The 24,241-nt window shown below is 44.0% G+C and carries 21 protein-coding genes, 6 tRNA genes and 1 other RNA gene; 9 read left to right on the top strand and 19 right to left on the bottom strand.

What is annotated here, in order from left to right; translation table 11 throughout:
• Nucleotides 1-12 precede the first annotated feature (12 nt).
• On the bottom strand, nt 13-786 hold the full coding sequence (locus tag WC805_03255; protein MFA5967495.1) for a GNAT family N-acetyltransferase: 774 nt from the start codon (nt 784-786) through the stop codon (nt 13-15).
• Between the two features lie 84 nt (nt 787-870).
• The gene (locus WC805_03250) at nt 871-1,530 is read right to left on the bottom strand and encodes a hypothetical protein (GenBank protein MFA5967494.1); all 660 of its coding nucleotides are present in this window, start codon (nt 1,528-1,530) and stop codon (nt 871-873) included.
• Between the two features lie 131 nt (nt 1,531-1,661).
• On the opposite strand from WC805_03250, the gene WC805_03245 reads away from it, so the two are divergent.
• Both WC805_03245 and WC805_03240 read left to right on the top strand, forming a co-directional pair.
• Nucleotides 1,662-2,834 (top strand): hypothetical protein, encoded by a 1,173-nt coding sequence (locus WC805_03245; protein ID MFA5967493.1) that lies wholly within the window; start codon nt 1,662-1,664, stop codon nt 2,832-2,834.
• Nucleotides 2,835-2,856: 22 nt separating this feature from the next.
• Nucleotides 2,857-3,654: a pyrroline-5-carboxylate reductase gene (locus WC805_03240; GenBank protein MFA5967492.1), complete on the top strand. Its 798-nt coding sequence runs from the start codon at nt 2,857-2,859 to the stop codon at nt 3,652-3,654.
• Between the two features lie 171 nt (nt 3,655-3,825).
• On the opposite strand, the gene WC805_03235 is transcribed toward WC805_03240, so the two are convergent.
• From WC805_03235 to WC805_03210, 6 genes are all read right to left on the bottom strand, one after another.
• Nucleotides 3,826-4,008 (bottom strand): hypothetical protein, encoded by a 183-nt coding sequence (locus WC805_03235; protein ID MFA5967491.1) that lies wholly within the window; start codon nt 4,006-4,008, stop codon nt 3,826-3,828.
• A 171-nt stretch (nt 4,009-4,179) separates the two neighbouring features.
• Nucleotides 4,180-4,710: a histidine phosphatase family protein gene (locus WC805_03230; GenBank protein MFA5967490.1), complete on the bottom strand. Its 531-nt coding sequence runs from the start codon at nt 4,708-4,710 to the stop codon at nt 4,180-4,182.
• Between the two features lie 267 nt (nt 4,711-4,977).
• Nucleotides 4,978-5,348, bottom strand: a transfer-messenger RNA (tmRNA) gene (gene ssrA / locus WC805_03225).
• A gap of 91 nt (nt 5,349-5,439) precedes the next feature.
• Nucleotides 5,440-6,000 carry a LysM domain-containing protein gene (locus WC805_03220; GenBank protein ID MFA5967489.1) on the bottom strand — a complete coding sequence of 187 codons (561 nt, stop codon included), beginning with the start codon at nt 5,998-6,000 and terminating at the stop codon, nt 5,440-5,442.
• A 304-nt stretch (nt 6,001-6,304) separates the two neighbouring features.
• The gene (gene smpB / locus WC805_03215) at nt 6,305-6,748 is read right to left on the bottom strand and encodes an SsrA-binding protein SmpB (protein ID MFA5967488.1); all 444 of its coding nucleotides are present in this window, start codon (nt 6,746-6,748) and stop codon (nt 6,305-6,307) included.
• A 222-nt stretch (nt 6,749-6,970) separates the two neighbouring features.
• Nucleotides 6,971-12,850, bottom strand: coding sequence for an Ig-like domain-containing protein (locus tag WC805_03210; GenBank protein MFA5967487.1), 5,880 nt, complete (start codon nt 12,848-12,850; stop codon nt 6,971-6,973).
• A gap of 443 nt (nt 12,851-13,293) precedes the next feature.
• Between WC805_03210 and WC805_03205 the strand changes: the two genes are divergently transcribed.
• Nucleotides 13,294-14,079: a hypothetical protein gene (locus WC805_03205; GenBank protein MFA5967486.1), complete on the top strand. Its 786-nt coding sequence runs from the start codon at nt 13,294-13,296 to the stop codon at nt 14,077-14,079.
• Between the two features lie 452 nt (nt 14,080-14,531).
• On the opposite strand, the gene WC805_03200 is transcribed toward WC805_03205, so the two are convergent.
• A complete protein-coding gene (locus WC805_03200) occupies nt 14,532-14,960 on the bottom strand; it encodes a ribonuclease HI family protein (protein ID MFA5967485.1) in 429 nt (142 codons plus the stop codon).
• Nucleotides 14,961-15,291: 331 nt separating this feature from the next.
• Between WC805_03200 and WC805_03195 the strand changes: the two genes are divergently transcribed.
• From WC805_03195 to WC805_03185, 3 genes are all read left to right on the top strand, one after another.
• Nucleotides 15,292-15,368: transfer RNA gene (locus tag WC805_03195), tRNA-Pro, on the top strand.
• 215 nt (nt 15,369-15,583) lie between these two features.
• On the top strand, nt 15,584-16,300 hold the full coding sequence (locus tag WC805_03190; protein ID MFA5967484.1) for a hypothetical protein: 717 nt from the start codon (nt 15,584-15,586) through the stop codon (nt 16,298-16,300).
• Nucleotides 16,301-16,388: 88 nt separating this feature from the next.
• A tRNA-Thr gene (locus WC805_03185) sits at nt 16,389-16,463 on the top strand.
• A gap of 569 nt (nt 16,464-17,032) precedes the next feature.
• Here WC805_03185 and WC805_03180 read toward each other — a convergent pair.
• Nucleotides 17,033-17,692 (bottom strand): site-2 protease family protein, encoded by a 660-nt coding sequence (locus WC805_03180; GenBank protein MFA5967483.1) that lies wholly within the window; start codon nt 17,690-17,692, stop codon nt 17,033-17,035.
• A 61-nt stretch (nt 17,693-17,753) separates the two neighbouring features.
• Here WC805_03180 and rpmB point away from each other — a divergent pair, with 61 nt between their 5' ends.
• Nucleotides 17,754-17,963 (top strand): 50S ribosomal protein L28, encoded by a 210-nt coding sequence (gene rpmB / locus WC805_03175; GenBank protein ID MFA5967482.1) that lies wholly within the window; start codon nt 17,754-17,756, stop codon nt 17,961-17,963.
• Nucleotides 17,964-18,082: 119 nt separating this feature from the next.
• Nucleotides 18,083-18,156 (top strand) — tRNA-Gly (locus tag WC805_03170).
• Between the two features lie 135 nt (nt 18,157-18,291).
• On the opposite strand, the gene murI is transcribed toward WC805_03170, so the two are convergent.
• Nucleotides 18,292-19,092, bottom strand: coding sequence for a glutamate racemase (murI, locus tag WC805_03165; GenBank protein ID MFA5967481.1), 801 nt, complete (start codon nt 19,090-19,092; stop codon nt 18,292-18,294).
• A gap of 126 nt (nt 19,093-19,218) precedes the next feature.
• On the opposite strand from murI, the gene WC805_03160 reads away from it, so the two are divergent.
• Nucleotides 19,219-19,437, top strand: coding sequence for a helix-turn-helix transcriptional regulator (locus WC805_03160; GenBank protein MFA5967480.1), 219 nt, complete (start codon nt 19,219-19,221; stop codon nt 19,435-19,437).
• A 57-nt stretch (nt 19,438-19,494) separates the two neighbouring features.
• Here WC805_03160 and WC805_03155 read toward each other — a convergent pair whose 3' ends face one another.
• The 8 genes from WC805_03155 to WC805_03120 form a co-directional block, all read right to left on the bottom strand.
• Entirely contained in the window at nt 19,495-19,770 is a 276-nt protein-coding gene (locus tag WC805_03155; protein ID MFA5967479.1) for a zinc ribbon domain-containing protein, read from the bottom strand.
• A gap of 7 nt (nt 19,771-19,777) precedes the next feature.
• Entirely contained in the window at nt 19,778-20,749 is a 972-nt protein-coding gene (locus WC805_03150; GenBank protein MFA5967478.1) for a hypothetical protein, read from the bottom strand.
• Nucleotides 20,750-20,757: 8 nt separating this feature from the next.
• Nucleotides 20,758-22,209, bottom strand: a complete 1,452-nt coding sequence (locus WC805_03145; protein MFA5967477.1) for an MBOAT family O-acyltransferase — start codon at nt 22,207-22,209, stop codon at nt 20,758-20,760.
• Between the two features lie 53 nt (nt 22,210-22,262).
• Nucleotides 22,263-22,353, bottom strand: a tRNA-Ser gene (locus tag WC805_03140).
• An 87-nt stretch (nt 22,354-22,440) separates the two neighbouring features.
• On the bottom strand, nt 22,441-22,989 hold the full coding sequence (locus tag WC805_03135) for a hypothetical protein (GenBank protein MFA5967476.1): 549 nt from the start codon (nt 22,987-22,989) through the stop codon (nt 22,441-22,443).
• 165 nt (nt 22,990-23,154) lie between these two features.
• The gene (locus tag WC805_03130) at nt 23,155-23,553 is read right to left on the bottom strand and encodes a nucleoside deaminase (protein ID MFA5967475.1); all 399 of its coding nucleotides are present in this window, start codon (nt 23,551-23,553) and stop codon (nt 23,155-23,157) included.
• A 283-nt stretch (nt 23,554-23,836) separates the two neighbouring features.
• Nucleotides 23,837-23,911: transfer RNA gene (locus WC805_03125), tRNA-Pro, on the bottom strand.
• A gap of 112 nt (nt 23,912-24,023) precedes the next feature.
• Nucleotides 24,024-24,098: transfer RNA gene (locus WC805_03120), tRNA-Arg, on the bottom strand.
• Nucleotides 24,099-24,241: the final 143 nt, after the last annotated feature.

Below are 24,241 nucleotides of genomic sequence, written 5' to 3'. Positions count from 1 at the left end.
ATATTTATCTTATTAACTTTTTTTATAACCCACTGCGGTGAATCTGGTTGTAAATCCAATCTTTTTATAAAACTCATTGGGATAAGTTCCTGCCTCAGTAGCCAAGTAATGAATGGTATTGCCATTTTCTACAGATCTTTCTAGTGCGAATAATGTAGCTGTCTTGCCAAACCCTTCTCCCCTGACTTCCCGCAGAGACCCCACATTAGAGATATATCCGCCTCCCTTCAAGTTGGTCAACGTAGACACGGCCACGGGTTGGTTATCTTTATAAACTATGAAGTATTCTACTCTGTTGGTGGAATGGTGGGCTTTCCAGGCTCTAGCTGTAGCTTTGAGATAATCTCCCAATTCACCAAAGGGGTTCTGGGGATCATCTTTTTGATAACATTTATCAAAAGTGTCGATAAATATCTTTAAATCTTCTTCATTTTCCACCTTTTTCACATGGTGAGATCTGTCATAATCAATATTTTCACCCGCATGGAACATCCACGAATCCTCATACTCAAACTTATAGCCGGATTGTTTTAGTAGGTCTATAAATGATTCGGATTTATTGTTCTCAAAATAGATGACAGGCGTTCTGCTTTGGCTAATCATGGTTTGCTCAATGACTTTTATCTGTTCTGGGGTAATCTCATTTTCTATCAGAGCCTGGTTCCACCAGGCCGATTTATCGTCTTCACAGTAGCTAACTGAGGCAAAGCCCAAATCAGTAAGTTTTCCAAACATAATCTGATATTGGAGTTGCTGATATTCTTTTAGAAACTCGTAGTTGCTCATAGGTTTATCTTATCAGGTTCTGATTACATTCAAGTATTAAAAAAGCCGGGTTTTACCCCAGCTTTAAGGCAGTGAAATAGAAACTTAGGCGGTCTCCAATTTAGCCATCTTTTTCAGAGCCAGATCATTTAGCACGCCTCCGGAAACTTCAGCAATTTCCTTCCATTCGTCGAGCGAAAGGTTAAATTCTTCTATCTTGGCGAGAACAGACTGGTCCGGTTCACTCCCCTCGGGAGGATTCTCATAGATATACAACAGCCAGGTTATAGTAGAGGCAGTTTCGCACACCTTAGTGAAGGCGAGCTCCTCTAGGTCATCGAATTCGGAAGCATAGACAAAACTTGCCCATTCGGCCGAGGACAGGTCAAGTTTGCCTATTTTGGTAAGGGCAGACTGTTGTTCTAAATCACTCTCGGCCAGAACGGCCGCATAGTAAGCATCTTCCAACTCTTCGAGAGTATTGGAGGCCTCGACTATTCTGGTAAGAATAGGTTTTTCTAGACCGCTGCGGGTTGCGACAGCCAACCGATAGGCGTTTCTTAGCTCACTAAGAGAAGCAGGCGCTTCCATCATTTTGGCGAAAGCCAGTTGCCCCAACTGATCATCATGGGAATTTAACCAGATTCCCTTCCATTCAGCAAATGACAGAGATAACTCGGGAGGCAGGCACTGATGGCGATGATAGTAGATCATCACTGCTAAACCAGTATCGTACCTATCGATCAAGGTTTGGATTTCACTCACAATTTCACCTTTTTTTCAAGGAGCCTTCCAAGACTCCTATGGAATATCTATAATATACCATTATAGGAGAACAGATTAGATATACTTGGTCAATTAGGTTTGGCAGTATAATGCAGGAGAAAGACATAAAAATGGCACATACACAGCTCAAAATTAGCAAATACACTGCCCGTGACTTAGTAAATAAGTTTGGCAGTCCTTTATATGTTTATGACCAGAAAGTGCTAGAAAAACAGTATAAAGAGATCGTTGACAGCTTTAGTTACCAGCCTTTCCAGATTCGTTATGCCGTTATGGCGAACAATCACTCTGGGATATTAAGTATCCTGAAAGGCTTGGGGGCAGGTCTTCAGGTTAATTCTCCTAAAGAGTTGGATGAAGCCTTAGCGGCTGGTTTTAAGCCAAATTCTATTACAGTTACCACTACCAACATATCTGACAATGATCTTCTGTTGTATGCCAAGAAAGGACTTTTTATTAACTTTGATTCCAAGGAAGAGATAGAGCGATACTGTTCTTTAGCTAAAAGCATAAAGTCTAAGAATCCAGAAATAGGCATTCGCTACCAACTTAGATGGTCACCTCCAGCCCATGCCACTAATGCTTTAAAGAACAAGAAACGGATTGGTATAAACCGAAAAGATTTTCCTTATATACTAAATCTTTGCAAGAAATCAGGACTTAAGGTCACTAGTATACATGGCTACATAGCTTCTAATATGTTATCCTTGGCTCCTTTCATCCGTTTATCTAAAGAGCTGGGAGGGGCAGCTAAACTCCTACCAGATCTAGAGTCTATTAACTTTGGCGGAGGCTTTGGTGTAAAAATGAAACCAACTGAATCAGAGTTTGACTTTATTTGTCTTGGAAAACATTTATCCCAGTTAACGGAAAAATTGTCTAATCATTTCAAAAGGGAAATCATCTTAGAAATAGAACCTGGCAGATCTTTAGTTGGTAATGCCGGCACTTTATTAACCACAGTTACTAGTATCAAGCACCTGGACGGTTGGACACAAATTGGTTGTGATGCCGGATTCGGTGTCTTTGCCCGTCCATTTGTCTATGGGTGCAACTCTGGCGGCTATCATCCGATAGTTTTAGCTGATGGTAAAGGTGGAAAACATCAGAAATATACCATCTGCTCGAATTCTGTCCTCCAATCAGATTTTATTGGAGAAGATAGAAAGCTGCCCGAGATTCACATTGGAGATATACTGGCAATCTTAAATACTGGGGCTTATGGAGCAGTAATGGCTTCCGGATTTCCAGGCAAGCATCTCCCCGGTGAAGTATTGCTTTAATAATGTAAAAACAATGGATGTTATGAAGTTAGGGTTTATCGGGTTTGGCAGAATGGGGTCTTTATTGGGCAATGCTCTAGTAAATAGTGGGGCTATTTCTGGTCAAAACTTATACATCAACGATATTGCTCTACTAAACCCTGAAAGATTGCCAGAGGGAGTCAAGGTAGTCAAAACTCCTCAAGAAGCCATCAATCAATCTGATATGGTATTTATTTGCGTCAAACCCACTGAGGTTATATCTTTAATAAAAGATCTCGGTTTTGATAGCAATAAACTGGTGGTTTCTATTGCAGTAGGGGTTACGCTCAGCCAGTTATCTAAACATGTTGGTGACCAAGTTATTAGAATCATTCCAAGCTATACCCAAAAGGTGTTCCAGGGTATTATTCTTTATGCTGCTCACGAGAATTTAAAGACTGATAAACTATCCAGGATATTAAGTCTGCTTAACCTGGTGGGTCATCCCCTCTTGTTGGATGAATCTAAGTTTGAATTAGCCGCCGATGTTTCTAGCTGTGCCCCTGCTTTCTGGGCATTTATGCTTGATACAGTCATCCAAGAAGCCGTTACAAGGGGTTTGCCCAAGGAGATAGCAGGAGAAATTGCATTGCAGACACTTATTGGATCATCTCAAGCCTTCTTAAAGGAAAATGATTTAGCTAGTGTCCCCCAGCAAGTAGCTACTCCGGGTGGAATTACGGCGGAAGGCATGGAAGTACTAAAAGCCCATTTCCCTGATTTGATTAAACAGGTGTTTGACCGAACTCTAGCCAAGTATGACAAATTATCACAGATCCTAAATAAACAATCTGAATAATTTTTACTAGCGGAGCATTCTGAATGCCTACCCACGGAAACAGGTCCGCAGGACACGGCCAGGGAAGTGGAAAATTATCTGAGGGAAAATAAAACAGCTCCGATGCCTTTCGGAGCTTGATGTTTTGTAGACTGGCTACTGCGGGAGAGGTTTGACTTGCATCACTCCTTATTACTGATCATCTTTGTAGATGATGGTGGTATAAGTATGGATACTACCACTGATCGGCTCACCACAGGCAATCTGGCTGATTGCCACAATTGTGGCGTTGGGGTGTTTATCAAGCCACCGCTGGATATGCTTCTCCAGGTCATCCGTCTGTCCGACAGAGCCCAAAACTGCCACCTTGTTCATTGGGTCGGTTCTCCTAAAAGGTGCTGATATCTGACAAGTCAGACCACCTGGGAACATCCTCAGGAATTATGCACTGATTGTAGCTTTATCTATCAAAAAGTCAATCCAGAAACGGATTTTACTGGCGGTGCATCTTAGAGGATATAGGAAACTGACTACAGGAGAACAGGTTTAGTATTGATATTCCCAACCCGGTTGCCACTGCCACGGATCTGTCACAGTTTTTAGAATAGGAATGCCTTTAATCCAATGCTCTAATCCGTATTGAGTAGCTCTATGCCCAATGATTAGCACAGTCTTGTTATTATAGTTAGTTTTTAATTCATCTAAGAAATCCTTCATCCTGTCGCAGATTTGTTCGTAACTCTCGCCGTTCGGGAAATGAACAGAAACCCTGTTCCCTCTTTCAGCTTCTACATCACTGCTGGGACGTCTTGTCCAATCTCCATAATCACATTCTCTTAATCTGGCGTCTTGGATGATGGGAATGTCTTTGCCTTTAAAAGCGATCTCTGCAGTTTTGTATGACCGCTGTAGATCCGAGCAGAAAATAGCATCTATATGTTTATCCTGGTAACGTTCACCTAACTGCTTCGCCTGTTCTCTGCCAAGATCGGATAACTCCACATCATAATGCCCGGAAGCTAAGTGAGCTTCATTATCCAGAGTTGTGCCATGGGCTTCAAAGAATATAATAATCATAGTTTTATCTTATCAGGTTCCAACTATATATATTATCCAACGGCTCAACGATGAGCCGTTGGAAACTGGGGGGATATGGCACCCGTCGCCCCGATGCTAAATCGGGGCTCCTCGGACCCTTGCGGTTCCGACGCCCACCAGTGATACTGGTGGTCTGCCTCCACCACGGGGAAACTCCCGTTTCCCCGACCCCTTTCCCAGGGTGCGAATCAACCCTCTCAACTCACACAAAGAAAAAATCCAGACACAAGGTCTGGGATTTTTCTTTGGTGGAGCTGGGGGGATTCGCACCCCCGTCCAGAGAATAATTTCCAAGAGTCGCTACATGCTTAGTCAGTTTGAGTCTTTTCATTTGCCACCCACAAACCAACAAAGACGGTGGCAAATTAAGTTACATTAGTCTTAAGAGTTAGCCGTAACCGCTAATTCAGCAGCTCGAAAATATGACGCCTCTTGAAAACACTCGAGCAGAGTAATCAGAAGCGGTATTCGCAATTAGGCAAATACTGGCGCAAGCCTCATTTGAGGCATGCTAAATGCGTTTTTGGCATTTGTGATTTGTCTGGTTTAACGTTGCAAGACATCAACGACATGCTACCCCTAGAAATCAAGATTCACTGTCGAAGCTAGACAGCCCCATGCAGGAGATATAGTAAGTTATTTTTTTGCTTTTAGCAATAAGAAGACCCCTTTTCAAGGGGTCTTTCAATTTTCAATAAAATTCCGTAGTTATTTGGGAATTTTTAGAACATCGCCAGGATAGATCTGATATCTACCGATATGGAGACCATTCCTGTTTGCAATTTCAATATCATCGATACCGAAATTCTGCCCGATCCGATATAGATTATCACCAGGTTGAACAATGTACTCCGTGTACGGAGTATCGTCATCGAAATAACCAACAACACCACTACCGAGATCGAACATTTCTGATCGATCTGTCGCAGTCGTTGGTTCAGCAGGCGTTTCAGGAACAGCTGTTGTCCCGGGATTATCCTGTTGTGATGGAGTTGGTGAAGGGTCTGGCATCCGACGGACACTTACTGGAGCAGTACTGGGCGCTGTTGCAGCAGCATGGGAAACCACCGCGACCAGATTGGTAGTCCAATCGGTTAAGGGAGTTTTAATTTCTCCCATTCCCATTAATAAAATGGATGCTAGGAATACTGCAAATCCGACAATACCTCCAACGGTATTGTTTTTTGAGAATGCCTTGGCAACAGCCGTAGCCAAGGCAGCTAATACCAACAAGGCGACCATTGTCACAATTACTGGGACTAATTCCATTTTGGGACCTCCTTAAGGGTCTTAGATTTTTCATTTCCACTCGATCTCACCCTGAGGGACATCCATTTCCCTTCCGATATTTATGTAAATGTGCGATGCACAGTATAAAAATAATACTCTATTTTTGATAGATATGTCAATAGTTTTTGGCTCTAGGGGCTAAATATCGCAAATCTGGCCTTTTACCGTTCGAGCCTGCCTACCGGCAGGCAGGCAAAGCGAGAACTACTAACAATCTGATTATTAGTTCTCAGTTTCCACTCCCGCCAGCTGGCGGATGGCGGACTCGAACAGTAATAACGGACTATTTTCGCCTGATCTTGCGCTGAATATCTCTGGCGGTTTCTTTGGCTTTGATCTTGGCCCGTTTGTCATATTTTTTTAGGCCCCGTGCTAAGGCAATCTCTACCTTTGCCACATTGTGCTTTATATATAAAGAAAGTGGGATCAAACTCAGCCCCTGTTCTTGAATCTTGCCAATTAACTTATTTAACTCCGATCTTTTCAGCAGTAATTTTCTCGGCCGTAAGGGATCGTAATTTGCGGGCACGCCTTGGTGATAGGCAGCGATATGCGCTCCAGTCAGCCACAACTCACTCCCTCGTAATCTGCCATAACTCCCCTTCAAGCTCGCTTGCCCATTCCGGATGGATTTAATTTCCGGCCCAGTTAATACCAAGCCCGCCTCGAATTTGTCCAGGATATCGTAACTGCTTTTGGCGTATTTGTTGGTAGCGATAAGTTTCACAGCATTATCATAACATTGACTGGAATGGCATTATTGTTATACTGGCAATGAATTAGTGAATTAGCACCTTGTGCACTTGATCACCTACTTTATTTTTAGTTATTAAACCCCGGAGGGTGGTAGGATTGCCAGATCCTGCCTGTCCCCCTTCCCGAATTTGCCCTGATGGTTTTCTTGCCGGAGCATCGGCTATAAAGAAACATTTGTCATCAGGGCTGTTTTTTATCTAGCCGGTTGCTGCTTCTTAGTCAGATAGGTTTTTTCGTAATGCTCTACCGCCGCTAAAGCCACGGCTGAAATCAGCGTCAAGATCATAAATAATAGTTGGATGCCGTTCGGACCCGTGGAAGGCAAGGTGCCGGGCGCTCCGTAATTGATGACCCGGGCCACCCGGACAGTAGCGTTGTCAGCCAAAATATTGCCGTTGTAATAGGCTGCCACCATGACAGTGTCATAATAAACTCCCGGAATTTTACCGGCGATAAATCTGCTGTTGTGGTTATTATCTATTGATCCGGCTTTCAGAATAGTTCCCCCGCCGGCAATAACATACCAACTAAAGACTAGTTCATTTATCTCTTGGCCGTCTTGGTCGTAACCAGTTGCGCTAAAGATCTTAGCTGCTCCCGGAACTAGCGTAACATCCTGAGGAGTAATGACAATTTTATCCAATACTCTACCAGAATCATCGTCTACTGGGATCAGTTCGTCTAATTCGCAATCACCTTCCTCGCAATCGGTGATATCTAAAGGTAGAACAATCATGCTCTGGCCTGTACTTTGGGCAATACCAGCCTGGATCACCACTCCGGCAACCCCCAGTTCGCTATTACCATCGGCGATAGTCAGGCTATACGATCCCGGGGTAGAATCTTTATAGTAAATTGTTTCTGTCATTGTGGTAGTGCGAATGTAGTGGCGATAGAAAACTTGCCGACCCTGGTTGGTATTGGCTACATATTCCTCGGTGATCAGATTTTTATCGCTGGTATAGAACCGGCCGGTAGTGGAAGTACTGTGCAACAGGAAGCTTCTGCCCTCCTCTAATTCCACTTGTTTATCTCGATTAGTGATGCCAAAGATAATCGGATTACTAAACGAACTGACCGGAATCCGCTGCGGATCGCTGCCAAAATAGATCTGATCAATATCGCTGCTAGTGGTAGAAGTAATCACCGGTTTGCGTTCGGGATCGATCACGACATAGCCTTGGGTGTTACTGTCGGCCGCCATTAAAGAATTAAAGCCGATCTCAACGTCGGTGTAGTAGAAAGAAGCTGCATCTCCGCCCACAGGAATTTTTAGATAAGCATTCGGATCAGCCGGTTTGCCCGACCAAGGTCCCCAGGTCTTGGTATAGAACGGGCCTGTGGGTGTAGCACCCATCCGTCCAGTTGTGCTAGTGGTTTCTAGATTTAACACCAGGTCTTGCATACCTTCGACAGTGTAGGGCAGATACGCCGGAGATTCACCCAGAGCATTAAAGTTAATCCAATCTACCACTTTTAGAATAATTTCTTGACTCACCTGACCGGCTAAGAACGATACCGGCCCCTCGGGTTGAGAGAAGGTCAACATCGGCCGGACAGTGGTAAATTTCCAGGTGTTATCTGGCACGGGTCCATCGGTGATCAGCCCAGATCCTTGCAGGTCAAGCGCTTCTAAGATATGAATGGTATAGATTTCGCCAGAATCTAGGGGAGCTGGCGGCGTTAGGGTTACTTGTTCCCCTGTTTCCGACCATGTGGCTTCCCATTTACTGACATCGACTTGTAAATCCCCCAACATCACTTCGTATTGCAGAAAATCAGTATTCATGGTTTCAGAGAAAGGCACCACAACCGAACTCAGCAATTTAACACTAGTAGCATTCATCGCCGGCTGGATTTGATCGGTAATATACGGCGCCGGGTTAGGCCGAGGTGGTTTAATGGTCGTGTCTTCTGGGACATCCACCATGGTGGTATTCTCCATAACATACCCGTCCACTCCATCTGCTAAATCAATCTGGGTAAAGACTTTATTGTTGGGTGCTTTAAATTCATCGGGATTATTGTTCAGTTTGATTTGATAAGTAAAAGTTTTATTTTGATTAACATTAAGAACTCCTGTCCACTGCAAAGTATCTGTGGCCGAATCATAAACCAAACCGCCGGTGGCAGAACCATCAACATATTTAGTATGATTTGGCACATCAGTGACAACAGCTAGATTACTAACATTCATATCACCCGTATTGGCAATATAAGTAGTGTAGGTTATGGTGTCACCTGGTTTGACTTTGCCGTCAGTCCGCTCGGGTGGTAAATCAACCTTGAGATACGAGGTAGCCCAATTGGGCGTCGATCCGACAATACTAATAGCTTGTTTGGCAATGGCCGGATTAGTCTGGTCTTTAAGGGTGACAGTATTGGTGATATTCAAATTATTATCCAAGGGGGTATTCACTCTCACCTGGAATCCCATAGTTTGCGAAGCCCCGGCCAGAACAGTCCCGCTCCAAGAAAATATTTTAGTCGTGGCATTGTAATTGAGTCCTCCAAACCGATAATTGGCATAAGTAGTGTTGGCCGGCAGCGGGTCCGTCAAAGTAACCCGAGCTGATACGGTGCCTAGACTGTTATCCACTTTAATAGTGAACAAGAGCAAGGCTCCGGGTTGAACTGTCGGACTGTCTACTAATTTAACCGAGGCAGTCAGATCCGGAGCTTGTTTAATAGCCGTAGTGAAAGTAAAGGGATTGGGCTTGGACCGGCTGTCAGCGTTATTTAAGTACTTTCCCTTAGCATCTTTGGCAATAGCCGGATCAACCGATACTTGGTATTGAGTTTTATATTCGAATGGGACGCTCGCATGACGCAAAATTATCTGGGTACTGCTAGTATTCCAAGTGGCTACCCACTGGAAATCAGGCACCGGCTTGCCATCCACCCGACTGAAATTGAAAGCACTAATCACCGAAGCCCGATCCATGGCTGCACTAAAAGTCAACCGGACATAAGAAGAAGTACCGCTGATTGGCACATTAACCGCATTATGCACAGGTGTGGTCAAAGTAATATACGGACGAATCGTATTCACCCGAGTATAGGCATCATAGCTGCTGGGAGCATTTTCGATATTGCCATAACTATCGGTAGCTCGGGTGTAAAAATAATAGGTCAAACTGATTCCCTCAGCAAATGGGAAATCCCATTTGTAATAAGCGGAGCCATCCGGCAAATCTTGATATTTTGTACCTGGCCCGAAATTCTTATACACAGTATCGCCCGTGGCGCTGGTTCGGTAATACAAATTTACCGTGAGCAAGGAAGAGGCATTGGGAGCTTGCGCCACCACCGTTAACGGCGAGGCGTAAGTATAGCCCTGCATCGGGGTGATTAGAGTTCCGTCCACTAAATTGCCAATGACCTTGGAAGTTGGCACGGTGTTAACGGTGGTGTTGGCATACCGGTCAAAGGTATTGCCAGCTCCATCACTGAAGGTAGCTTTATTCTCGATAACAGTACCATTAGCCACTCCCGTATTAATCTTGACCCGGAAGGTAATGGTCCAAGTTCGACCCCGGGCGATAGTACCGCTCCAACGGATAGTCTTAGCCACCGCGTCATAAACTGCATTGGTCACCATATTATCGTAAGTTGTATTGACAGGAATAGGATCAGTAAACACTACATTGGCCGTGGCCGTGCCGGTATTACGCAAAACGATAGTGTAAGTAAGTAAACTTCCGACCGGTGCAATCGCTAAATTAACTACTTTAGTTGAAGTGGCTAAATAAGGTCGGTTGGTTTGTGGACCCGCCGCTACCGTAAACGAGAATGGCATGGGAGCTGCATCAGGGTTGGTAATATCCAAAGGCGCTCCGCTCGCATTGGTAGCAATATCCGGATCGATTTTTACTGTGTAAACTCCACTGTAATCGAATACGGTGGCATGACGGAAACTTGCTACTTGGTTGTTATTAGACCACACAGCTGACCAACGCAAATCCACCGGCACTACAGCGCCTTGCTTAGTAATACTAAAGGCACTCCAGACCGAAGCAGTATTCATGGGCATATTAAATACCACTTGGATGGGCATATTATTCGCCACGCCGGTTTGGCTATTAAGCGGATTGGTACTAATCACATATGGCCGGCGCATATCCACTAGCGTCAACGTATCATAACCTGGCATGCTCGGGGCGGTTTCGGCGTTGCCATCATAATCAGTGGCTAACGAATAGAAATAATAAGTCGTAAATTCCTTTGCCGGAATATCTATAATCCATTTGTAATAATCATAACCGGGTTTGGCATTGGCAGGTGGGACCATATACATTCCCCCGCTTTGGGCAATATACTCACCGGCGCCTTTTTTAAGTTGCAAATCAATTGCAGCTACACCCGTACCTAAAGGACAACCATCAGCCACCAAACCTTGGTCGGGATCGATTGCTTCCGCCACTACTGTCATGGGAGTTTTGTAAGTAGTGGCCGGCATGGGTTGGATAATGTTATTGGCATCTAAAATCCCTACTACCGCCGAAGCCGGGGCTTTTTTATCCATTGATTCCGTACAACCAATCACGGTAGTAGATCCCCCACCGATGATGTTCATAGTATCAGATCCGGTCGCACTGCCATAAGTCGCGGTAATGGTTTGTACTCCTGTCCCGCTGATTTGATAACCGTTATATGTGACTACTCCATTCGACCAAGTGCCAGTAGTGGTACCGTTGCCGATAGTGGTTGGCGTGATATTGCTGGGCAAAGACCCGATCGCTGTGGCTTCACTAAATGTAGTAATGGTATTTCCATATGTATCTTTAGCAGTTACCGTCAAACTAAAATATTGGTTGATGTTAGCTGTTTCTGGAGCAGCTACAGTAAAACTGGCCACAGCACCGTAGGCCACCGTAAAGGCATCCGAGGTCCCGGTCGCAATCAGGGTATCCGTAGCATCGTAGGATTGCACGCGGACTTTCCATTGCGCGCCCGGAGTATCGTTGTTAACAATCCAACTGTAAGTCTGTGGCATCGCTCCATCCGCCACTCCATTTTCAATCGTGTAATAATTACCTCCATTGTTTGGCGAATACGCCAAATCCAAATGGTCAATACTTGTTTCTCCTCCTGCCCGAAAAGTGATGCTGTTCCCAGGCGAGCCGATTACAAAACTGGAAGCCGATGTCGGCGCATCCATAAGAACTAGATTAGCTACTACATTAGTGGTATCATTCCCTTTGGCGTTTAAATCATAACTAATTGTTCCACCTCCATCTCCAATATTACCTTCATCATAAGTGAAATAAGTAACAATTTGAGCATGTCCATTAGCCCAAGACCATCCAGAAGGTTGAGGCTGAACAATACTAAAAAGGCCATCTCCGTTTGTTAAGTTTGAATCACCGTTTACAGTAACCATGACATTAGGCACTCCCATACCATCAATCCTCACGTAGCCCTGAGTAACCATACCTGAATCAGAGAAATTCAAAATAGTATTATCATATTGGTCTTTGGCTGTAGCATCTAAATAAACCGACAATCCCTCGCTTATTTGAGGTTCAACATCTACAACAAAACTATCTAGTGGCCCATAATCAATTATGTAAGAGACAGTACTTTTAGTCGCCAATAAAACATCCCCGGCATCGTACGCCTCAACCTTAACCTGATGTGTTTGTGATCCTGCGTTAGCCACTACCGGCGTTGTCCAAAGATAGAACTGAGGACTACCTGTATAGGCCTCATAATCATCTATTGAAGCCCAATTGCCTCCACTGTCGGTTGAATAATACAATTTGAAATAACTTGGAACATCCCCGACAGTTGTCCATAATATGGTATTATTTTCCCCAATAACCCACTCTGTAGAAGCAATGGGCGCCGATATGCCTAAGGTTGTAGCAGCATAAGTTCTTTGGACAGCAAAATCAAACAATCCTCCCGGAAACACCACCTGAATAATCAACACTGCCATCACCACCCACGACAGCACCCTACTTACTCTGCCCGTCATCCTGGCTTGTCCAGGATCGTATAATTTTTTATTCCCCGAGTGTAGTCGAGGGGTTACCGACAAGAGGTTATTCTTTTTGCTTTTTGGAGCCATTTTGATGTTTGTTTCCGCAAGGAACTCTATAAAGTAATTATATTATTATACTACAAATCACTCTCCTTGTCAACATAAAACCATCCCACCCAACCTCCCCTTAATATAAGGGGAGGAAAGGAGGGGTTATTGTATATAAATTATCCTCTCCCAGAGCCAAAAACTCTTGACTTCTGCCCATTTTTGATATAATATTTAGTCAGAAATTCAGTCCTTTGACATACATCCTTTGAGCCCGGCATTCTGTTCCCTATTCGTCATCCTGGACCGACTGTCCATAAGGCCAAGTTCGGATTCAGGATCTCTCCCTGGAGATGCTGAAATAAATTCAGCATGACAACTAACGAGCAGACCGCCGCGCTCAAGGAATTCTCCGGAGAACACGGCTATCAAAAAAAACGCAGCCAGGACATCTGCCTGGCTATGCCCACGGAGGCAATTCGATGCATAGATACTTTCTTCTTATCACCGCCGGGCTCTGCCTGGCAATCATTGGATTAGTATCATGTGGTAACGAACCCGTCACTCCTCCTGTCAATACTGGAGCAACGGTTGTAATTACCGACGACGGAGATGGGCAACTCATCTCAAGAGAGCCTATTATTATTTCCTGGGATTTTGTCACAATAGTCGATCGTTATACTATCGACTATTCGACCAATGACGGAGAAACCTGGTCGCCAATTGGCGAAACCAGAAAGATTGCCAGTATTAACTGGCAAATACCTTCAGGAACGGAAACCTCGGCTTTCATTATACGAGTCGATGGGTACTCTGATCGGTACACAGCACCACGATCCCGAAGTATCAGCCCGTCTATACAAGTAATCCCCTACGGAACGTTAAATTTCTTCGACGTTGACGCTGAATCCCAAATCAGCGAAGGATCATCGATCTATCTAGATGTCACAGCAAAAGATCGGTATGATAATACTGTTCTTAATTTCCATGATTCCGGCATAATCATTTCTGGCCATGTCCAGATTGATGGTGCAGGGGTACCCGGTGTCCAGATTTTTATCGACGACAATTCTACTATGACGGATGGAAGCGGCGCATATTTCATTATCATCCCTAATAGTGTTGTTGACCCTAAGTCCTGGGTTGATGGGAGTATCCAACTTACCACTTCCTTCAACTATAACAGCAATATTGCTGGTGGAATTATCCTATATATAGTTGATGGAGGAGGGGGCGTCACCGGACAGGATAGCACCAATATCGCATAAGGACAGGAGAGACATTCCTTTTGTCACCGTCAAACTCGTACTTTGCAATTGGTTTTAAACCCTGATATGAAATCGGGGTTTTTTCGTCCCCCATTTTTCCATCACTCTCCCCTTGGCTACGCAAAAACGCTATAGCGTTTTTGCGTAGCCTCATCCTGATTAGTTAATTTATTATTCCTCTTATACTCAACTAAACCTACTGAGTCTGCATTTTTCTTACTATCAAACTGGGCGGCCGCCTTATTTTTGCAATGGGGATTGTAAAACAATTGATTTGCTATAATAGGGATGAGCGAAAGCTTATGAACCTTCAAACGGCAGGACTCTCCCTTTTCGGGTGAGAGATGGGAACTCCTTCCTACCTTCCTTCAACCAATCCGAAAACCTCCTAGTCTTCACTCCTCTTCTCCTTCCCTCTCTCACTCAAAACGGGACTCCTGCCCGTTTTTTATTTAGACAGTATGTTTATCCAGTTCGATATTCAATAACTTATCGGCGAGAGTGTTTTTGTCGCGGAAAATGTGTTGGAATTTGACTGCCGCGAATTTAGCTACCAATTCTTCGACTTTGGCCACTAACGGTTTTAGGTCTTTGTTTTTCACGCGGTATTCGCCGGAGAGTTGTTTCACGATCAATTCGCTGTCCATAAATACTTCCACCGCAGTTTCGGCAATTTTATGGGCATCGCCCACCAGTTTTTGAATCCGGCCCAGCCCTAAAATCAGCGCTTGATATTCCGCTTGATTATTCGTGGCTACTCCCAAATAATGGGCGAATTTATCAACTTCTTTTAGGTGTGCATCATAAATCACCACCCCGGCCGCCGCCGGCCCCGGGTTGCCTCTGGCCCCCCCATCTGTATAAAGAATGTATTTTTGCATGTTTATATAATAACACCTGATATGATTAAATAGGATTGATAAACGGGGTGTAGTTCTGCTGTACAGCAGAATTTATGGCTAACTAATAGATATGTATTATGTCTATGTCATTGCCAATAGCCAGGGTAAGATATATATTGGCCAGACAGCTAATCTAAGTAATCGCCTGGACGCTCACAACAAGGGAATATCTAGTTATACTAAGAAAATAGGCGGTCCATGGAAGATAATTTATCAAGAAGATTATGATACCCGAGCCCAGGCCAAGCAAAGAGAGACATACTTCAAACAAGGTTCTGGCCATAGACTTCTGAGAGATATATTGAAAATACGGGGTGTAGCCTAGTGGTTTATGGCGCACGTCTAGGGGGCGTGAGGTCCCGAGTTCGAATCTCGGCACCCCGACCATCGTCGCAGTGGACTCCACTTTATCCTTTTGCTAGTTTTGCAAAAGTCATAAACGCTTTGTCACTGCTCCTCTCCAAATTACAAACAGCACTGCGTGCTTCGGTTTGTAATTTGGGTATTCGTCTATGCCAGCGGGGTTATTTTTGATACTATAAGATGTTCTCGCATATTAACATTAGAAAGTACCTACCTGTGAACAGGTAAAGGAGGCTTAAATGCCTAGCAATAAAACGAAGGTTTATCATGGGGTTAAAGCTATTGATAAGTTTTTGGATCGATATGCTCATCCTATTCCTGACCAGGACGAGTACAACAAACATCGCCAAGTTCTTATCGGCCTGCAAGAAAAAGTATCCGAGAGAGAGGGAGAATTAATAGTAACGATTCATTTCCGTGATACGCGCGTCGGGGGAAACATTTTTAGGGATTGGTATGGTCCCGTTCTCGAATTCATAAACGTTGCTATATTGCCTCCGACGAATAACTTCTTAAATTATCAATCGATACCCAAGGACAATGTGATTGATAGGTTATTCAGCCGGGATGCGTTATTCAGCGTCAATACGGGTGGATACGCAAAAGTGCACATTCATCCCCCCACCACAGACCCATTCATAGAGTGGCGGGAGGAAGAATTTCCTTTAGTAGATGGTGATTGTCTTGTGGAATTGCTTTGGCCAGAGGCATGCTCACGCAATAACACCAAAACCACATTGGCGATTGGTAACCAAGACGTCGCAAACATTTGGAAGGGCGCTAATGTAGATCTGTTCAAGTTGTTTCAGTGCATTAAACAGGCCGCTGACTTAGTCAGTACGACCTTGAACAGACCCATCGACTGGGACGCAGATCTCAAGGAAATAGCCAAATTGGCTAATATCCGCACATCGAAGGGGAACAATCTGCCTGTAAAAACTGTAAGAGCAATGTAATTGTTAGGTTTGCAATTATAGCGCTACCTTGAGTAAGGTAGCGCTCTTTTTTATTGGTATAGTATATTTATCTTAGGTGTATGAATATGCCGGAGTAACTCAGTGGTAGAGTAGCTGTTTCGTAAACAGCAAGTCGAGGGTTCGAATCCCTCCTCCGGCTCCAGCGCCCCAATCCGCCATCCGACGGATTATTGAGCCACTGGTTTTGCAGTTCTAAAACGGGCATTGGAGGAGAGGCGGTAATGAAATGAGTAAAATCTCTGTGGGTGAAGCTATGTGTGAGCCCAGCAGGGCGAGTTTAGCGAGAACACCCAGAGATTTTTGCCATTTCATAGCCTCGACGACTGCCTGAAGCTTTGGTGTTACCTTTCTGGAAAGGTAACAAGAAAATGTTTTAATGATTTTACAAAATCAAAGGTAGCCCCTCGACTCCGCTCGGGGAATATATACTCCCACCTCCCCTAACCCCTCCTCCGGCAGGAGGGGAATATTAAAAGCTCCATAGATTCGCCAGACAAATTCTGATCCTAGTAAACTAGGTGGGTTCCCGCAACCACAGCCCGATTAGGAAGTCGTATTTTTTGAGACACAACTTGCTAATAGGACCGTGGCGATATAGGGATCCCGTATCAGAAATTTTGTTGGGTCAAAATTGCTAGCGAATACAATGGAGTACTTTTATTTTACCATTGCCAAAACAAATAGCGTCAACACTACGTCTGCAAAACTCATCTAAAAAATTGGGCCACTAGCGCCAGTAATCCAGTTGATCAAAAATATAATAGGGTCTAGGAGCCTAAAAATAATGTTGATACTGAATAGCCGCTCGGCGAACAATAAAGTCAATAAAATCATCGGTCCCATGCGCTCAAAATTCGGCCACCAATCTACATTACCGAAGGTCAGCCGATCTAAAATTAAATACAAAACTTTAGATCCATCCAAAGGCGGAATGGGAAACAAATTAAAAGCGGCTAAAGCGACATTGAGCACCACTACCGTGGCCAAGAATTTAAAAATATTACCATCGGCTAATTGCCCAGTTTGCATAAAATAAATTCTGGCCGGCAAAGCAAACAATGCGGCTACTATAATATTACTAACCGGCCCGGCTAAAGCTATCAGAGCTTCGCCCCAGACTCCCCGCCGGACAAAATGCGGATTATAAGGCACCGGCTTGCCCCAGCCAAATCCAGCGATCAATAACACCACTGAACCAACCGGATCGAGATGAGCTAACGGATTAAGAGTTAATCTGCCGGATAATTTAGCCGTGGAATCACCCATCCAAGTAGCAATCAGGGCATGGGAAAATTCGTGGACCGTGATAGCAATGATCAGGGCAACGATAGCAAACACGATGGTAGTGAAAGAAAGTGAGCCTAGCAGCATAAAATTATAGTTGCGAATTATCGAATAAGTTGATAAGCTGGGGAAAGTTAAAGAAAAGACTATGAGTAGAATCTGTACTATCTGCGGCAAGGGTCGGCAAACCGGACACAATGTGAGCCACTCCAAGCGGCATACTCCGCATACTTGGCAGCCTAATTTGGCTAAGATGACGACTACCGCAGGTGGCCGTCGGACATCTGCACTGGTCTGCGCCAAATGCCGGAAAACACTATCCAAACCAGCGACAAAAAGGAAAAGAGCTACAACGTAACTCTATCCAATATAACCAATTAAACTAATTTCTCCAACCTAGTAGTTGGGGCAATTGGTATAATGAGATAGCATCTAGCATTTAGTAGTTAGCATTTAGAGCAACTGACAGAAAATAGTGCGGGATTAGTTTAGTGGTAGAATGCGACCTTCCCAAGGTTGAGGCGCCAGTCCGATTCTGGTATCCCGCTCCAGTCTTCGCTTCCTTACGGAAGCTACGCCTGGCTTCGCCATATATTAAATAAAAGCGAAGACTGCCCTGCGTCATATTCCGGCGCAGCTGATGCGAAGACGGAAGCCTTGGTATAGCATGGGCTACCGATTCTGATTTATTCTAAACTGACTAGTTCCAATATAATTTCTGACCCAAATAAATCCTTGGCGAGAGTTTGGATGTTTTCGGTTAAATCGGTGACTAGATATTTCCTCTCCCCGCCTTTGGCCAGCAACTGATCAATTTCGGGATGACGCTCCAGGTAATCACGCAGTTTATCTGGAATAATTTCATCTTGCGATAACACTTTCACCTCGGTCGGCAGTTTTTGTCTGATTAAATCCTTAATGAAAGGATAATGAGTGCAGCCTAAAATCAGAGTATTTATATGCGCTTCTCGCAGCGGCTTTAAGTAGCTCTCTAAGATAGGCTCGATCCATTGTAAACCATCATTTTCAATCAAAGGCACCAGCAAGGGGGCGGTTTGTTGAACAATCTGAAGATGCGAATCCAATTTATGCAGTTCTCTAAGATATGTACCTGAATTAACCGTGCTGGTAGTCGCTAATACGCCTATTTTTTGGGGATGTTCGGCTACAGTCGCTTCGGCAGTTGGGATAATCACTCCCAATACCCGCCGCTCTGGATAATGTTTTGATAGATATTCTTGCTGGATTCTACGCAAGGCCTCGGCTGAGGCAGTATTGCAAGCTAAAATAATTAGTTGGCAATCCTGGTTAAATAAATACTCAACGGCTTGCTTGGTAAATTCATAGACAGCGGCCTGAGAACGATTACCATAAGGCACTCGAGCAGTATCGCCTAAATAAACGTAATCGTATTGCGGTAACGCTTCAACCAGGCTGCGCGTGAGCAACAAGCCTCCTAAGCCGGAATCAAAAATCCCTATTTTCATGAAAATATCTCTATCTAGTATATACTAGGTTCATTATAGCAAAATACTTGACTGAGAGCTGATTTTTCGTATACTAAATCCATGCTGTCCGCCACCGACACTGGACAGCCAAAGGAAGAGAGCACATTGAACTATCTGAGAGATTACAGAGTCAAAAGATTGATGACTCAGAAGGAACTGGCGAAGGTTAGCGGCGTGAGCCAGGTGACCATCTCGTTCGCGGAGAATCAGCTATCTGAACCGATGGAACTGACTAAAGAGAAGCTCGCGCGAGCGCTTAAAATTGACCGCGAAAAACTCTTCCCGCCGCCGAAGAAACAGGGGAAGAATACCGCAGCCGCCTGATTCTGATTTTCCTCTCTTACAAACAAAATGCCCCAGTATTTAGCCTGGGGTATTTTTTTATTTCCGCCAGCGGGAGAGTTTTGGGATAAAATGCACACACATTTCAATGGCATGATCTTCGGAAATTCCTTGCATTTCCATCATCATCTGGGCAACTTTATCTACCATCTGATCCATGGTGATCTTCGGTTCGGTAAAAGCGCCTGTTTGCCAACAATAACGGCAATAATCCTCATTTTTGCTGCCGTCTTCGTTAGTGCCAAAATCTGCCGATCTACGAAGCGGCATGCCGCAACTCTGACAAACTGGTCCCTGTGATGTTGAATGGTTCATACCTTTATTAAAACATATCCACGAAACTATATCGAAGCTCTTGATTTACCAACGCATGGCTGAATAAATAATCTATCAGTTGATTATTAAATAATTCTACTCCAATCTGGTTTAAATGCTGATCATCATAAAAGTGTTGGGTATCAGATAGCTGTAGTTGAGAATAATTATTGAAATTGACATATGGCGCCAACTCCTTAAACCAGGCATCAATCTCGTTATTATTCGCATACGAATCAAATAAAATCTTGGTCACGGGAGCTTGGACTACTAACAACTTTATCTCGCGCTCGTTTATCATATTAACAGTTTGGCGGAAGGTTTTAGTTTGTTTACTATTTAATACCCACGAGCTGAGGGTATGTTTTTGTGGCTGATAGTAGGCTGATGTTTTCTCGACATAACCGCCAGAGATGTAAGTGTCTCCGTTCTTTGTGGCTGGTTCTATAAAATTCGCATTAGAGCTAAATTGTTGTTTATACAATCCAAAAATAAGCGCATTAATGGTTTTTATGTTCAACGTGTCCCCCACCATCTGCCAAGTGTCCCAACCTATCCGATCATTCGCAATTATATCTAAAGACGACTCCACCCCATCGGAAGAAAAACTGTCATGACACACCTCATAAATAATCAGTTTGGGGTTAAAAATGTCCAAATATCTTTCCAGTAATAGTTTAGTTTGGATGGGTGTTTGCAAGCTGGAACCCAGGTTAAATGAAGTGATCCGGTGGGCAGCAAATATGCGGGTATCAAACCCCCGATAAACATGCGATGATCCGACAAACAGCACGTCAACATTGGGATACTGATCAATTTCGTGAATCCGAGAATAAGTATGCCCATAGCCCCCGCGAGGATAATTTAAATTGAAAATTAAGCGTCCCGGAATTAGCTCACCCCAAACTATCACTAAAACTGGATAAATCAGCAGAGTGAGGCCGATAAATAACGCTAAATCTTTGAGAAATTTTTTCACGGTTTTATTTAAAATTGAAAATAAATAAAGGGGCTTCCCAGCGCTGCCATATACATAATAATGATCAGAATAATAAACAAATAGACGCTCCACCGGAGCGGTCGCGATAAACTCCCTCCTAAATTAGCCAGGGCATGCTGCTGCCCTCTCCCTACCCATTCCACTATCAGAAACCCCACCACCAACACTAAGACAACGAGGGCCTTGAGTCTCATAGGGAAATCTGGAACAGTCAGGAGTGATTTGGAAAATATCTGAGAGATAAAACTCAGAGCATGGTGCATATTTTGGGCACGGAAAAATATCCAGGCAAACACAGTTAACCAAAAGGTAGCGCTTACGGCCCAAACCTCCTTTAATGAAGGCAGCAGTTTCCCTGGGGCGACTGTATCGAGATGGTCTCTGTTTTTACCCAACAATAACAAGGGTAAAAAATAGGTGGCATGCAACGCTCCCCAAACCACAAAGGTCCAGTTGGCCCCGTGCCACAACCCGCTGACCAAAAAAACAATCAGGATATTACGCACTTTTGTCCAGGTACTGCCTCTGCTCCCGCCCAGTGGGATATAGACATAATCTCTGAACCAAGTCGAGAGTGAGATGTGCCAACGCCGCCAGAATTCGGCAATATCTCTCGAGAAATAAGGAAATGCAAAATTTCTCATCAAATCAAATCCGAATAGTCTGGCTGTACCGATAGCTATATCGGAATACCCGGAAAAATCACCATAAATTTGGAAGGTGAAAAACAGCGCTCCCAAGACCAAAGTGCTACCTGAATAATTGGCAGAATTATTGAAGATCATATCGGCATAGACAGCACAGTTATCGGCGATGACAATTTTTTTGAACAATCCCCATAACATCTGCCTTAGACCATCGGTCGCCTTGGCATAATCGAAGGTTCTGCTGCGATAAAACTGGGGTAATAAATTAGCAGCTCGCTCAATCGGCCCGGCCACCAACTGAGGGAAGAAACTAACAAATGCAGCAAAGGCAATAAAGTCCCGGGTAGGTGCAAATTTTCTCCTATAAACATCGATCGTGTAACTCAGCGTCTGAAAGGTATAAAAACTGATTCCGACCGGAAGAATTATGTTTAGGGAATTGGCCGAGATGTCTGCGCCGAAGAAAGTGAAGGCGTCGATGAAGCTAGCCAGGAAAAAGTTATAATATTTGAAAAATCCCAGAAGACCAATTTGGGCGATGATACTTATCCATAAAAATAATTTGCGTTTGGCGGAATTTTCCTGATTGGCTAAACCTAAGCCAACCAAATAATCAACAATAATACTGCCGATCAGTAGTAGCAGAAAACGCCAATCCCACCAGCCATAAAACAGAAAACTAGCGCTGACGATTAAGATATTCTGAAGCCGGAGATTTTTATTAGTAACAAACCAATAGAGAACAAAAACTATTGGTAAGAATATGGCAAAATCAATGGAATTAAACAGCATAGGTGTACTTTAGTTTTTGCGCTCGGTCAAACATAACTGCGAGAACGTCATTTTGGCGGAAGCGAGAGGATTCGAACCTCTGATACCGGAAACCGGTATAACGCTTTTCGAGAGCGCCGCCTTCAACCGCTCGGCCACGCTTCCACAAACTTATTATACTGGCAATCTGATATGAAAAAAGACCTGTTTGGAAACAGATCTTTTCGAAAAGATTTGATGAGCAGCCAGAAATCATCCCGTTTTGTAGGCGTACCATCGCATTGATATGGCTCGGATAATGAGGATGGGTATCTCCCTAAGCCACCAGGCCCATGCTGAACGCGTATGCGGCTGTTTCGACTCATTACAGTACCACTTCTGAGGTGGTATCTGCGCAATGTCTTCCCAAACCCTCACATCGATATCCAATCCAGATTCCCACACCGCATATTCAGTGTCTCCTTTTGCTCTCCCTAAATGCGGCGTGGCTGCTACCACCATGATTTTGGTAGCCGGATGGGCATGAAAGCGCGCTGATGGGATTACTTCATTCATCATCCAGTGCGCAATTTTTAATGTCGGTTGGGCCTTCGGCTTCAATGAAATATAGCGGATTCGGGATGGATCGATCCCTGGGATCTCTGGTATCTCCTTTTGTGTGAAGATAAGTGCGCTGTCGCCCTTGTTTGTTATAAAATTATAACAACCAGCTGCCAGATTGGCTAGAATAACATTAGAAGCAACCGGGCCTGACCCAAACGCATACACAACAATATACCAGAATATTGGAGTGGCCTGCATCGGCCATCACCTCCCTCACAATAAGATAAGGTGCTATTAGAACAGCTTATTGTACGGGTTTCTAATGAAAAAGTCAATGCCAGAGCTATTTTCTACGCAAATCAGTAAAAACTATCACATCAGCTTTTTAGCTTTCCCCATATCACTAAATATTAAAATATATATTTAAATATATATTTTAATACGTAATTCTTTAAAGAAATCTTGTAATAATTGCTTAGTCTCTCCAGCGTCGTTTATCTTTTTTATGATCAGTTTCGGAAATAGTTTAGTCAGTTGTTTTTTAGTTAAGCGACTTTCGACCGAGCCGAATTGGGGATCAGCTAAAAAATAACTTACTTCTTTGATACGCGCATTAGCTATAGCGCCCAGACACATCAAGCATGGTTCTAGATTAACTATTAACTGGCAATCGTCCAATCGCCAATCACCCGTCTTTTTGAAGGCCTGCCGGAGGGCTCTAATTTCGGCATGCTCGGTAACATCTTTTTTGGCGTGGGCTAAATTATATCCCCTACCGATAATTTGTCCGGATTTATCTATCACAATAGCACCTACCGGAATTTCTTTTTCCGGAAGGCTTTTTTAGCTAATACTAAAACTTCTTTTTGATATTCTTCTGATTGATTCATATGGCTTGGTCGGGGTGAGAGGATATGGAACCTGTCGGCATTCGGGCTACCTCATGCCTCCTCGGACCCTTGCGGTTCCGACACCTGCTAATAACATATTAGCAGGTTGCCTCCACTGCGGGAAAACTCCCGTTTTCCCGACCCCTTTCCCATGGTTCGAATCTCATAAACACAATCACAAAACTTCCATCCATCTCTGATGAATAAAAGTTTTGTGGTCGGGGTGAGAGGATTCGAACCTCCGGCCTCATCGACCCGAACGATGCGCGCTACCACTGCGCTACACCCCGATACAATGAAAAATGACAAATGTAAAATGATTAATGATTGTTGATTTTTATCCTCCAACTTTAATTGGTGATATTAGCAGAGCCAGGCGTAGCTCCCAAGGGGAGCGAAGACTGGTGTCCCCGCGAGGAATCGAACCTCGACCAAAGCTTTAGGAAAGCTCTATTCTATCCATTAAACTACAGGGACATAAAATCAAAAAACAGCTTACTCTAATCTAATCCAATTATCTATCAGAATGTTATAATTGTCTTGTTCAGACTATCAGATCATCCATGGCAGCAGCAAACTCAGCCCTAGTAAGATTAGTAGAACCATCCAAATAAAGCGAT

Source organism: Patescibacteria group bacterium (assembly GCA_041659905.1).
Lineage (GTDB): Bacteria > Patescibacteriota > Kazan-3B-28 > Kazan-3B-28 > UBA10110 > UBA10110.
This window is presented reverse-complemented; position numbering and strand designations above follow the sequence as displayed.

What these genes read in the sequence shown, in the direction of transcription:
- WC805_03255 (MFA5967495.1), bottom strand. Translation starts at nt 786, where the DNA reads ATGAGCAACTACGAGTTTCTAAAAGAATATCAGCAACTCCAATATCAG.
- WC805_03245 (MFA5967493.1), top strand. Translation starts at nt 1,662, where the DNA reads ATGGCACATACACAGCTCAAAATTAGCAAATACACTGCCCGTGACTTA.
- WC805_03240 (MFA5967492.1), top strand. Translation starts at nt 2,857, where the DNA reads ATGAAGTTAGGGTTTATCGGGTTTGGCAGAATGGGGTCTTTATTGGGC.
- WC805_03235 (MFA5967491.1), bottom strand. Translation starts at nt 4,008, where the DNA reads ATGAACAAGGTGGCAGTTTTGGGCTCTGTCGGACAGACGGATGACCTG.
- WC805_03230 (MFA5967490.1), bottom strand. Translation starts at nt 4,710, where the DNA reads ATGATTATTATATTCTTTGAAGCCCATGGCACAACTCTGGATAATGAA.
- WC805_03220 (MFA5967489.1), bottom strand. Translation starts at nt 6,000, where the DNA reads ATGGAATTAGTCCCAGTAATTGTGACAATGGTCGCCTTGTTGGTATTA.
- WC805_03210 (MFA5967487.1), bottom strand. Translation starts at nt 12,850, where the DNA reads ATGGCTCCAAAAAGCAAAAAGAATAACCTCTTGTCGGTAACCCCTCGA.
- WC805_03205 (MFA5967486.1), top strand. Translation starts at nt 13,294, where the DNA reads ATGCATAGATACTTTCTTCTTATCACCGCCGGGCTCTGCCTGGCAATC.
- WC805_03200 (MFA5967485.1), bottom strand. Translation starts at nt 14,960, where the DNA reads ATGCAAAAATACATTCTTTATACAGATGGGGGGGCCAGAGGCAACCCG.
- WC805_03190 (MFA5967484.1), top strand. Translation starts at nt 15,584, where the DNA reads ATGCCTAGCAATAAAACGAAGGTTTATCATGGGGTTAAAGCTATTGAT.
- WC805_03180 (MFA5967483.1), bottom strand. Translation starts at nt 17,692, where the DNA reads ATGCTGCTAGGCTCACTTTCTTTCACTACCATCGTGTTTGCTATCGTT.
- rpmB (MFA5967482.1), top strand. Translation starts at nt 17,754, where the DNA reads ATGAGTAGAATCTGTACTATCTGCGGCAAGGGTCGGCAAACCGGACAC.
- murI (MFA5967481.1), bottom strand. Translation starts at nt 19,092, where the DNA reads ATGAAAATAGGGATTTTTGATTCCGGCTTAGGAGGCTTGTTGCTCACG.
- WC805_03155 (MFA5967479.1), bottom strand. Translation starts at nt 19,770, where the DNA reads ATGAACCATTCAACATCACAGGGACCAGTTTGTCAGAGTTGCGGCATG.
- WC805_03145 (MFA5967477.1), bottom strand. Translation starts at nt 22,209, where the DNA reads ATGCTGTTTAATTCCATTGATTTTGCCATATTCTTACCAATAGTTTTT.
- WC805_03135 (MFA5967476.1), bottom strand. Translation starts at nt 22,989, where the DNA reads ATGCAGGCCACTCCAATATTCTGGTATATTGTTGTGTATGCGTTTGGG.